The organism is Pseudomonas sp. Irchel 3A18 (genome assembly GCF_900187465.1).
Lineage (GTDB): Bacteria > Pseudomonadota > Gammaproteobacteria > Pseudomonadales > Pseudomonadaceae > Aquipseudomonas > Aquipseudomonas cichorii.
In genome coordinates, this window is sequence record NZ_FYDI01000001.1 from 334578 (window position 1) to 345735 (window position 11158).

The window sequence follows — 11158 nt, forward strand, 5'->3', positions numbered from 1 at the left end:
GCGCAAGGGCACTGCGGATAAAAAAGCCGTAACAGGGTGTAAATCCGCAGACAGCTGGCGCGTTTTCAATGAAGCAATAAACGCCTGACGTTGCACGACCAGAAGGTCGTGCATCAGGCCACTTAAGTATTTCGCTTATCGACAGCGTATTGAGGGTTGCACAGATGTCAGTCGCTACCAGGTTTATTGAAGATCAGCCGGCGCAGCCTGCCGAGACGCTTTACCAGTTCGACGAATCGCCCTTGCTGGCCCGCCAGAGTCGCCAGGAGTCCAACGCCCGCAGCTATCCGCGACGCATTCCTCTGGCGCTCAAGCGTGCCAGGGGCATTCATGTCGAGGACGTCGAAGGGCGTCGTTTCATCGATTGCCTGGCCGGTGCTGGCACCCTGGCGCTGGGGCATAATCATCCGGTCGTGATCGAGGCCATCCAGCAGGTCATCAGCGACGAACTGCCGTTGCATACCCTGGACCTCACCACGCCGGTCAAGGACCAGTTCGTCCAGGACCTGTTCGGTCTTCTGCCACAGGAACTGGCGCAGGAAGCAAAAATCCAGTTCTGTGGCCCCACCGGTACCGATGCGGTGGAAGCCGCCCTGAAACTGGTGCGTACCGCGACCGGGCGTAGCACGGTGTTGTCGTTCCAGGGCGGTTATCACGGCATGAGCCAGGGAGCCTTGAGCCTGATGGGCAGCCTGGGACCGAAAAAACCGTTGGGCGCCTTGTTGAGTTCCGGCGTGCAGTTCATGCCATACCCTTACGATTACCGTTGCCCGTTCGGTCTGGGCGGCGCGCAAGGGGTCAAGGCCAATCTGCATTACCTGGAAAACCTGCTCAACGATCCCGAAGCCGGGGTGCAGCTACCGGCCGCAGTGATTGTCGAGGTGGTGCAGGGCGAGGGCGGTGTGATTCCGGCGGATCTGGATTGGCTGCGCGGTCTGCGCCGCATCACCGAGAAGGCCGGGATTGCCCTGATCGTCGATGAAATCCAGAGCGGCTTCGCCCGTACCGGCAAGATGTTTGCCTTCGAGCATGCCGGGATCATTCCAGATGTGGTGGTGCTGTCCAAGGCCATCGGCGGCAGCCTGCCGCTGGCGGTAGTGGTCTATCGCCAATGGCTGGATGCCTGGCAGCCGGGCGCTCATGCCGGGACCTTCCGTGGCAATCAGATGGCCATGGCCGCAGGTTCGGCAGTCATTCGCTATCTGAAGGAAAACAACGTCTGCGAACACGTGAACACGATGGGCGCACGTTTGACCCGGCACCTGCGCGACCTGCAACGCGACTTCCCGCAACTGGGGGATATTCGCGGCCGTGGGCTGATGCTCGGTGCCGAGCTGGTGGACCCCTATGGCGCACCCGATGCACTTGGGCACCCACCGGTATTTGCCCGCCTGGCACCGCTGGTTCAGCGTGAATGCCTCAAGCGTGGGCTGATTCTGGAGCTGGGCGGACGCCATGGCAGCGTCGTGCGCTTCCTGCCGCCGCTGGTGATTACGGCCGAGCAGATCGACGAAGTGGCCGAAATATTCGGCAGAGCACTTTCGGCAGCCGTCGCCAGTCTTTAATTTTTCGACGTAGCGATACGTTCACTTTACATAGCCGCTGTGAATTGGCGCATCGGCACTGAATAACCATGGAGAGCAGCAATGACTTCAGTTTTCGACCGCGACGACATCGTCTTTCAGGTCGTGGTCAACCACGAAGAGCAATATTCCATCTGGCCGGATTACAAAGCGATCCCCAACGGCTGGCGCACTGTGGGCAAGAGCGGCTTCAAGAAGGAATGCCTGGCCTACATCGAAGAAGTGTGGACCGACATGCGCCCACTGAGCCTGCGCCAGAAGATGGAAGCACAGGCTGCTACTGCACACTGATTGCGTAGCGCCCTAAAACAAACGCCCCGACCAATGTCGGGGCGTTTTTGTTTCATTTTGTAGGAGCGGTTGGGGTTACTTCGTCAGGCCCGCAATGACCTGCTCGATATTGCCCTGCAACTCGGCTACCGGATTTTCTCCATCGACTCCCAGCACCAGCAGTTTACTGCCTGCCGCAGTGACGGCCGCTTTCACGGGCTCCGGTGGCTGGCGATGGTCCAGCACCAACGCCACATCATTATCCTTGAGCGTTGCCGTCAGCTTTTGCAGGGCCTCGGGTGTCCACTGTTCGTCGGTGAGGACCTGGGTGTCGATCAGTTCCAGATTGAGGCCGCTGATCAGGTAGCCGAAACGGTCGGACAGGCTGACCACGCTCAGATTATCCGCACTGGCCAGGCTGGCTTCGCTGGCAGCGCTGAGTTTGAGCAATTGCTGTTTGAGGGCTGCCAGGTTCGCCTCGATACGCGGTTTGGCTGTCGGAGCCAGGCGCACCAGATCCGCCGCCATCACATCGGCCATGCGGCCCATGTTATTGCTCGCCAGCCAGGGCTGACTGTTCAAGCCATCGACGTTCTGGCCGGGTTGCAAGGCGATGCCCGGCAGGCTGCCATCCACAGGGCGGGCAGCGTCGATTTCGACGATGCGGATATTGCTGCGTCGGGCATTGGGGTAAAGCGGGTCATCGGCCCAGATCGAACGCAGCCCGATCACGGCATCGGCTTCCACGCTCAGTTTGCGCAGGGCTTCGGCACCGCGACCGGTGAAGTAGGCCGTCTGGCGTGAGCCGGGCAGGTTGGCGGCTGCCGCGCGTTCCAGTACCACGCCGCTGTCCTTGAGCAGAATCTGCCCCAGGCCGTAGGTGATGGGCAGGCTGGCCAGAACCCGGACCGGTTCCGGGCTGGCGCTTTTGCTTTCGGCCGCGTACAGGCTGTTGCTGAACAGGCCGCTGAGAGCCAGGGCGAGGGTCAATGTGCGCAGAGTAGGCATTTATCCGATATTCCCTTTGAGGCTGGGGACTGTGCCGCGGGCGATGGCGGCCAGAGCGAAGCCGACGCCCGCCACCAGAATGATCGCCGCGCCTGAAGGCACGGGCAGGTCGAAGACGATAGGCAGCAGGATGCCGCACAAGGTACTGACGGTGGCAATGGCGACCGAAATCCAGAAGAAGCCTTTGAGCGACTGGCTCAACAGTCGTGCGGCGGCTGCGGGGATCACCAGCAGCGCACCCACCAGAATGGCACCGATGACTTTCACGGCAGCCACGGTAATCAGCGTCACCAGAATCACGAACAGGTAATCCAGCGCCTTGACCGCGACGCCTCGCACGGCGGCCAGTTGCGGGTTGAAGCTGGCCAGCATGATGCGGTTGTACAGCGGCAGGCTCAGGCCCATGACCAGCGCGCCGACAATCAGCAGCACCAGCAAGTCATTGCCGTTGACGGTCAGTACCGAGCCGAACAGCACGTTTTCCAGGATGTGAACGTTGATCTTGCCCGCCAGCACCAGCAGTAGGCTGGCGCCCAGTGCCAGGGACACTGAAAGGAACACGCCGATCAAGGTGTCCGGTGCCAGACCGGTGCGGTTGCGCAGGTAATTGAGCACGATGCCGAACAGCAGGCAGTAACCGAACAGGCTGCCATAAGGGCCGGTATAGGGTTCGCCCAGCAGAATGCCGATGGCTACCCCGGTCAGGGCTGCATGGCCCACGGCTTCGGAGAAAAACGCAAAGCGCTTGACCACCACCAGCGTGCCCAGACCGCCCAGCACCGGGCCGATCAACAGACCGGCGAGCAGGGCATTGACCACGAAACCGTAAGCCAGCGCTTCTGGCAGGTAGCCGGACGAAGCCAGGCCTTGAATGAACAGACGGAAGCTTTCGTAATCCATCACGCGGCACTCCCTTGGCTGTCCGCTGCACGCGGATGGGCGGAGAACAGCGTCAGTAGCCGCTCTGGCGTCAGGGCAGTCTGTGCCGACTCATCGAACAATACCCGGCGATTGAGGCCGGTCACGTGATCGGCCAGACGTTTTACGGCTTCAAGATCGTGCTCGATCCACAGTACTGTGATGCCTGCCTGACGCCAGTCGCCCAGCAGACGCTCGAATACCTGAATGCCGGCTTCATCGAGGGCCGACATCGGCTCATCGAGCACCAGCAATTGCGGTGCCGGAATCAAACCCTGGGCCAGCAGCACGCGCTGGCGTTCGCCGCCGGACAGGGCGCCCATGCGGCGCTTGCGTTTGTCCTGCATGCCGACTCGTTCCAGCGCTTCGCCGATGGCGTTCGCGTAGTGGCGGGACAGACCGAGAAATGCCGGACGACGCTGACACATGGCCGCCATGAAGTCATCGACAGTCATGGGCAGGCCGCGGTCGAACTCCAGCGCCTGAGGCACATAGCCGATCAGGCCGGGTGAGCCGGGCCATTGCAGGCTGAGCTGGCCCTGATGCGGCATTTGCCCGAGCAGGGTCTTGATCAGCGAGCTTTTGCCGCCGCCGTTCGGTCCGACCAGCGCATGCACGCTGCCGGCCCGCACAGTGAAATTGATGCGGTCGAGAATGGTGGTGCGGCCCAGGGTCAGGCTGACATCGGCGAAGGTGATGCCAGGTCCGCGGCGGGTGATGGAAATCGGTTCGGCAGCGGTCATGCGCCAGCCTCCTGAATGGCCCGGACCACGGTGTCCAGATTGCCTTTCATTTCCTTCTCGTACTTGTCGGCGCTGTATTCGCCATAGGAGATATGCGACAGCGGGTAGAGCTTGACCCCGGATTCACGCTGAATGGTGTCGACGTAGGTGGATGGGAAGTCCATCTCCGAGAAAATCACTTTCACGTCCAGTTCCCGCAACTGGTCGATGGTCTTCTTCAACTGGCTCGGGCTCGGCTCGATGCCGTGAGCCGGCTCGACCACGGCTGTGACTTCCAGGCCGAATTCACGCAGCAGGTAATCGTAGGCCGCATGCACCGTGGCAACCCGCAGGTCGGCATTGGGGGCCTTGGTGAGTTTGGCCAGAGCGTCGGCGCGCATCTGCCGCAGCCGTTTGCCGTAGGCGCGGGCATTGGCGGTGTAGGTCTTGGCGTTGTCCGGGTCTAGCTTGCCCAGCTCCCGGGCAATGTTATTGACCTGGGCGATAGAGGCGCTGATCGACAGGAAGGTGTGGGGGTTGACCACCTTGCCCGCGCCGCGCGCCGCAATCCCGGTGGCTGCCAGCAGCGGCACATCGGCGTTGGCTTCGATGGTGGCGATATCCGGCTTTTCACTGGCGGCGATCATGCGGTCGGCAAAGTCGTCATGTCCCACGCCATTGAGCACGATCACGTCCAGCGAGCCGATACGCTTGATGTCTTCGGCGCGGGGCTCATAGGCGTGGGGGTTGAAACCGGCGGGAATCAGCGGTACCACCTCAGCCTTGTCGCCAACGATATTGCTGACATAGCTGTAGTAAGGATGCAGGGTGATGCCGATTCGCAGGCGCTTGGCCGGGTCGGCACTGACCAGTGGTGCGAGCAGGGTGGCGAACAGGCCAACCAGTACGACGCGCAGCAATGGACGGCGTTTCAATGAAATAGGCATGGGTAAACAGTCTTCTTTTCAGTGAATGCGTGGGTTCAGTGTCGATGCTGACGGGTAACCCCGGCATCGAATTGCGCGACGACCTGTTGCCAGCCGGCGCTGATCAGAGCCTGGTCGCCAAGGTCGGTTGGGACGGCAGGCGAGTCTTTGCGGGTGATCCAGATATCGGCTTCGGCCTTGTCATCGGCTTCGATGCGCAGCAGGAAGGAGCCGGCGACTGTCGGTGTAGGGCTCAGGCCCAGATAGGAGTGTTCGACCATTTGCCAGGCATGATTGCCCCGGCTGACAGAGCTGGCGTCCTGAGCAAAGGGCGCAAAGCCTTCCTCGGCCAGTTGCTGTGGAGTGACCGGTTCCTGCTGTTCCTGCGTCAGCAGGCGTACTTCGTCCAGTGTCACGCGCAGGTCAGCGTAGATGCCTTGCTCGGCGGCACTCAGGTCGCGACGTGCATCCAGTTGATGGCTGGCAACAGTGTCCGCCTCATGCTTCTCGCCACGCAGGCCTACTACAGTTGCGGCGACACCCAGAATCAGCAGGCACAACAGCAGCACGTAAAGGGTTTCATGACCGGCTCCAGCCGGGCGAACGATCTGTCGGGTTGGCGTACTCATGGGGCCTCGATATCGGCTTGGTCGATTTCCACGACATGGCCGGGGCCTGCATCGAACAGCACATAGAACTCGGCGGAAGGGCGCTTGAAGGTCAGGGTTGAATCCGCGCCCAGCTTGCCGGGCACCAGAATGGTTTCGTCATAGCCGATGACGTCCAGCGTCACCCCCGGCGCGCCGCTGCCATCGGAAAAACCGCCGGTGCAGCGGATCTGCTCGGCGTCGATCTGTTTGCACTCGCACATCGGGTTGTGGGCCAGGGCATTGCCGGCAAAGCCGACGCTCAGCAGGAAGAGGGCGCTGACACCCAACTGGCGTAGCGGGAAGCGTACGATCATTTTTTGGCTCCTTGTTTTTTCAGCCAGGCTACGGTCGTAGGGGAGGCCTGTTGCAGCGCAATTGAGGTCTGATGCACGGATCCGTCCCAGCCCTCCATGGTGATCCACAGGTCCTGATCGGGATCGGTGTTTTCCGGGATCTGCATGAACGCAGTCATGCGATAGGCCACGCCGAAGAAGATCACCCCGGCAGTCCGCAGGCTGCGGGGTTTACCGATGCGCAGGTAAGTTGCCTTGACCTGATCGGCGCAGCTTTCGCACAGCGAGGCATTGAAGTTTTTCATGTAGCCCGAGGCGCCGGAAAAGATCGGCGCTTCATTGCGTTCCTCGGCCAGTTTCATGCTCCATGGCCCGACCTGGATGGTGCCCAGATCCCGCTGCCCGAGCCCCTTGTCGCCCCGGAGCAGGGCGTCATCGGCGAAGTACTTGGGCATGAAACCCAAGGGAATCAGCACCAGCAAGATATTGATATGGAAACGCCATTTGTGCCAGACGCGGCTCAGGGTCGAAACAGGTTGTGCAGTTGCGGCCTTGCTCACAGGTTGTTCTCCGGAATTTCGGTGGCCAGCGACGGTCGTGCTGTTTGTTGTTTCCTGGCGGTGGCCTGTTCGGCCTTGGCATCGCGTTTCAGGGCATTGAGGGTGGCCAGTGCCGTGCGTTTACTCCAGATCAGCAGGCCGCTGAGGACCATCATGCTCAGCAGCAGGCCAAAGAAGGCCCAGATCAGCTTGATCCAGATGCCGCCGAAGTCGCCGGTATGCAGTGGGCGCATGGACTCGGTGACGAACTCCAGATTGTTGCGGTCCGACAACAGGTGTGAGGTGGCGATTTCACCGCTGTACGGGTTGATCTCGGCGGTCTGGTACATCAGCGGATACCAGCTGCGGCCACCGACCTCCATATTGGCGTATGCATTGCTGGGCGGGCTGATGAAGCTGGCTTCCAGGCCGGGAATCCGTTGCTTGGCAATTTCGATGGCCTTGTCCAGGCTGATGGTCGGCGCAGGGCTGCCGTCAGCGGTGAGGGGCACGCTGCTATGGGGAATGATGGACGCCGTCTGGGACTTGCTGGAAATGCTGATCTGGTTATCCCAGAGCAGCGCCTGGATCAGAAACCAGGTGCCGGTGATCGAAATGACGGCAATGAACCAGATCGACCAGATGCCGCTCAGACGATGAAAGTCGCCCCAGAAGATTCGCGCGCCATGGTTGAAGCGCAACGTGGGTTTCAGGAAGCCTTTCCAGAACTTCTTGTAGACCACCAGCCCGGTGATCAGCGACACCAGCATCGGCAGGCCCAGTATCGACACCAGATACCAGCCCCAGGAATAGCCGTTGGTGAAAGGCACCAGCCACCAGCCATGCAGGGCGCGGGTGAATCGGCGGAAGTCGAAGGCCGGCGTGACGCCCTGGATAAGTCCGGTGTAAGGGTTCACATAGGCCGGTACCGAACGCCCGTCGGGGTAGGTGACATTGACGCTCAGGGCGAAATATTCACCGTCCGGCTGCATCATCGTGCCGATGATCAGGTTCGGTTCGTTACGCTCTATGGTGGCCCTGATCTGCTCGAAGCTGAGCCGTGGCGCATCATCCGATGGCTTGACGGCACGCATCTCCGGGTTGGCCAGCCACATGATTTCCTTGCTGACCACCGCCAGCGTGCCGGTGACGCACACGATCAGCACAAAGAACCAGATCGGCAGCGCCAGCCAGCTATGGACGAGAAACCAGATTTTTGAGCGGGACTTCTTTGACATGGGGGAACGGTCTCGATTCACGGTGTCAGAGCGGCCATTTTTTGAAGGGCACAGACTCCTTTTTGTAAAAATACGGTCATGGCTTTTGGCCGATGCTGCCGCTGCATCTAATAAAGACGAATGAGAATGCAAATGATGTAATTATTTCTTTCGTCCAAATGAAAGTAAATGTTTCAAAAGGCGGATGTGAGCTGTCTTTCTGCGGGAAAGGCCTAATTTTCAGGTGGCCGGGTACGTTAAATCAGGACGTCGGTGTTGCGTCAGGCCGTTGGGGCTCGCACGCTTTGCCATCAAGGGAGAGTCATCATGAGTCATGCGTTGAGTTTGAATATCCGGCCATTACGGGCCGGGGCCGGTACCTTGCCCATGCTGGTGGAGGCGCCCGAGCCGGGCCTGGACTTGATGGAAGCCCTGGGCGAGTTCAAACCACTGGTTGCCGAACATCTTTACCGCAGCGGCGGGATCCTGTTCCGCGGCTTCAATGTCGGCGGTGCGGAAGCCTTTCGTGAATTCGCCGCCGGGTTTGGCGACCCGTTGCTCAACTATGAGTTCGGTTCAACGCCGCGCAGCAACGTGACCAAAGGTGTCTACACCTCCACCGAATACCCGGCCCACCAGAGCATCCCCCTGCACAACGAGCAGGCTTACACCCTGGAATGGCCGATGCGCATCTGGTTCTACAGCATGATCGCTGCCGAAACCGGCGGTGAAACCCCGATTGCCGACAGCCGTGAAATCTATCGCCGGATTCCGGCACGCATTCGTGATCGCTTCGTCGAAAAGAAACTCATGTACGTGCGCAATTTCGGCAATGGCCTGGATGTGGACTGGAGTCAGGTGTTCAACACCGAAGACGAAAGTGTTGTCGAAGCCTACTGCCGCGCCCACAACATTCAATGCGAGTGGAAAGACGACGGCGAACTGCGCACCCGGCAGATCTGCCAGGCAGTAGCGCGTCATCCGGTAACTCAGGACATGGTCTGGTTCAACCAGGCGCATCTGTTCCACATCTCCAACCTGCAGCCGGAAGTGCGTGAAACCCTGCTCGATGTGGTGGACGAAGAAGACCTGCCGCGCAACGTCTACTACGGCGACGGCTCAGCCATCGAAGAAAGCCTGCTGGACGAAGTTCGTGGTGTGCTCGATGAGTGCGCCGTCAGTTTCCCCTGGCTGGAAAACGACGTCCTGATGCTGGACAACATGCTCTCGGCCCATGCGCGCTCACCGTTTACCGGCAAGCGCAAGGTGGTAGTGGCTATGGCCAAAGGGCATACCGAATCGGCCAAGTGATGCAGGTCTTCACTTAGCCGTTCTCAAAGTCAGGCGGCGACACAAAGTCTTCAGCCTTGGGCGTCGCTTGAATGCCCTTGGCTTCCTGAGCGCGGTACCAGGCTTCGATGGTGAGCTCTTCACTCAGGCGGGCTTTGATCACGCAGGGCTGTTGCTGCCAGGGATAGCGTTGCAATTGCTCGTTGAGTTTCTTTTCTCCCGAAGTTTTCCAGCCTGTTATTGCTTGATCGCGCCAGCGACGTGAGTTGCGGCCGGTGCTGGCATCGTGGGCGGCGGTGACGGGGTCCAGATGGCGGCTTTGTTCCAGTACCGGAAGGTCGGGCAGAGGTTGGGTGACGTCCATATAGCGTTGCAGGCAATCCCAGAAGGCCAGAGTGTTGGCCTGATCCAGCCCCAGTGAATGCATCTTGGTTGCCAGAGATATCTTCTTGTTGGTGTAGCGGTGATACAGCGTGATCGTGTAGTCATGAGAGCCGTAGCCACTGGGCAGTAACGTCAGCACCGGATCGAACTCCTCGAAAGGCGCGACAAACAAACGCCGAAAGCGCCGCTTGAAACGCACCATGCCGTCTACCCGATTGAACTCGCTGCCGTCATGGCGGCTGATGGTGCTGTGTAGCCAGAGCAGGCAATCGAAGCCGATGGCACCCATGAAGTAAAGGAGGGTGCCTCCCCAAAAGGCGATGTGCATTTCGCTACTGCCCCAGAGCGTTCCTTTTAGCCAGAGGACGATGGCTGCGCAGATAAAAAAACCAGATATCTGAACGTGGTGGAGATATTTGTTTTCAGTCATGTAAAAAACTAAGGAGCCAATCATTAGTGCAGTCGATAAAAGAGCTATTAACAATGTCAGTGCTGTATCTGGATCACCATATCCAAGCTCCTCCGGGATTGGGGATAAAATCCATGTGCTCCATGGACCCCATATAAGGAAAAAGCTCATTATTTTAGAAACAAATAAAAGGTACGGAATCTTGCTGGAGTTCTGAAAGCGCCAGCGCTTTGCATCGCAATACACCTCCTGTTTTTTGCCCGCTTCTTCTTGCGTCTGATAGATCCGATGCTCTTCGCACTCCAACTGCAGAGTGATTTCCGTAGCCGAGTCCAGCCCGGCGTAATGACCGAAGGCAAGGTGTGTATTGAACAGGCCATTACGGTTAATATGAGCAAGCGATCTCGGTGGCGGCAGTGGTTCCTGACTGTCGCTGCGGTAAGCGCTATTGGCGTAGGCGTTCATATCTGTGACTCGTCGTAATCAGCGCGCGGCGCAAAGTCCTCAGCCTTGGGTGTTGCCTGAATACCCTTGGCTTCCTGAGCGCGGTACCAGGCTTCGATGGTGAGCTCTTCACTCAGGCGGGCTTTGATCACGCAGGGCTGTTGCTGCCAGGGATAGCGTTGCAATTGCTCGTTGAGTTTCTTTTCTCCCGAAGTTTTCCAGCCTGTTATTGCTTGATCGCGCCAGCGACGTGAGTTGCGGCCGGTGCTGGCATCGTGGGCGGCGGTGACGGGGTCCAGATGGCGGCTTTGTTCCAGTACCGGAAGGTCGGGCAGAGGTTGGGTGACGTCCATATAGCGTTGCAGGCAATCCCAGAAGGCCAGAGTGTTGGCCTGATCCAGCCCCAGTGAATGCATCTTGGTTGCCAGAGATATCTTCTTGTTGGTGTAGCGGTGATACAGCGTGATCGTGTAGTCATGAGAGCCGTAGCCACTGGGCAGTAATG

General features: G+C 59.4%; 12 protein-coding genes and 1 pseudogene. 3 read left to right on the plus strand and 10 right to left on the minus strand.

What is annotated here, in order from left to right; genetic code table 11:
- Window positions 1–164: 164 nt before the first annotated feature.
- Together CKW23_RS01480 and CKW23_RS01485 are read left to right on the plus strand one after the other, a co-directional pair.
- Window positions 165–1565 (plus strand): aspartate aminotransferase family protein, encoded by a 1401-nt coding sequence (locus CKW23_RS01480; protein WP_025260699.1) that lies wholly within the window; start codon window positions 165–167, stop codon window positions 1563–1565.
- Between the two features lie 81 nt (window positions 1566–1646).
- The gene (locus CKW23_RS01485) at window positions 1647–1874 is read left to right on the plus strand and encodes an MbtH family protein (RefSeq protein ID WP_025260698.1); all 228 of its coding nucleotides are present in this window, start codon (window positions 1647–1649) and stop codon (window positions 1872–1874) included.
- A 75-nt stretch (window positions 1875–1949) separates the two neighbouring features.
- On the opposite strand, the gene CKW23_RS01490 is transcribed toward CKW23_RS01485, so the two are convergent.
- Genes CKW23_RS01490 through CKW23_RS01525 form a run of 8 tightly spaced genes read right to left on the minus strand, consistent with a single transcriptional unit; the run spans window position 1950 to window position 8147 of the window.
- Window positions 1950–2861 (minus strand): metal ABC transporter solute-binding protein, Zn/Mn family, encoded by a 912-nt coding sequence (locus CKW23_RS01490; RefSeq protein ID WP_025260697.1) that lies wholly within the window; start codon window positions 2859–2861, stop codon window positions 1950–1952.
- Window positions 2862–3761 carry a metal ABC transporter permease gene (locus CKW23_RS01495; RefSeq protein WP_025260696.1) on the minus strand — a complete coding sequence of 300 codons (900 nt, stop codon included), beginning with the start codon at window positions 3759–3761 and terminating at the stop codon, window positions 2862–2864.
- On the minus strand, window positions 3761–4522 hold the full coding sequence (locus tag CKW23_RS01500) for a metal ABC transporter ATP-binding protein (protein ID WP_095066894.1): 762 nt from the start codon (window positions 4520–4522) through the stop codon (window positions 3761–3763). Before CKW23_RS01500 ends, CKW23_RS01495 begins: the two co-directional genes overlap by 1 nt.
- The gene (locus tag CKW23_RS01505) at window positions 4519–5448 is read right to left on the minus strand and encodes a metal ABC transporter substrate-binding protein (protein ID WP_095066895.1); all 930 of its coding nucleotides are present in this window, start codon (window positions 5446–5448) and stop codon (window positions 4519–4521) included. The genes CKW23_RS01500 and CKW23_RS01505 overlap by 4 nt, the downstream gene beginning before the upstream one ends.
- A 35-nt stretch (window positions 5449–5483) precedes the next feature.
- Window positions 5484–6056 carry a DUF6162 family protein gene (locus CKW23_RS01510; RefSeq protein WP_095066896.1) on the minus strand — a complete coding sequence of 191 codons (573 nt, stop codon included), beginning with the start codon at window positions 6054–6056 and terminating at the stop codon, window positions 5484–5486.
- On the minus strand, window positions 6053–6391 hold the full coding sequence (locus CKW23_RS01515; RefSeq protein ID WP_025260692.1) for a hypothetical protein: 339 nt from the start codon (window positions 6389–6391) through the stop codon (window positions 6053–6055). The genes CKW23_RS01510 and CKW23_RS01515 overlap by 4 nt, the downstream gene beginning before the upstream one ends.
- A complete protein-coding gene (locus CKW23_RS01520; protein WP_025260691.1) occupies window positions 6388–6930 on the minus strand; it encodes a hypothetical protein in 543 nt (180 codons plus the stop codon). Before CKW23_RS01520 ends, CKW23_RS01515 begins: the two co-directional genes overlap by 4 nt.
- Entirely contained in the window at window positions 6927–8147 is a 1221-nt protein-coding gene (locus CKW23_RS01525; RefSeq protein ID WP_025260690.1) for a PepSY domain-containing protein, read from the minus strand. The genes CKW23_RS01520 and CKW23_RS01525 overlap by 4 nt, the downstream gene beginning before the upstream one ends.
- Window positions 8148–8453: 306 nt before the next feature.
- On the opposite strand from CKW23_RS01525, the gene CKW23_RS01530 reads away from it, so the two are divergent.
- Window positions 8454–9437, plus strand: coding sequence for a TauD/TfdA family dioxygenase (locus CKW23_RS01530; protein ID WP_025260689.1), 984 nt, complete (start codon window positions 8454–8456; stop codon window positions 9435–9437).
- A 13-nt stretch (window positions 9438–9450) separates the two neighbouring features.
- On the opposite strand, the gene CKW23_RS26840 is transcribed toward CKW23_RS01530, so the two are convergent.
- Both CKW23_RS26840 and CKW23_RS01540 read right to left on the minus strand, forming a co-directional pair.
- Window positions 9451–10674 (minus strand): hypothetical protein, encoded by a 1224-nt coding sequence (locus CKW23_RS26840; protein WP_256590387.1) that lies wholly within the window; start codon window positions 10672–10674, stop codon window positions 9451–9453.
- Window positions 10671–11158, minus strand: a pseudogene (locus CKW23_RS01540) (hypothetical protein); the annotation flags it as partial. The pseudogene CKW23_RS01540 and the gene CKW23_RS26840, both read right to left, overlap by 4 nt.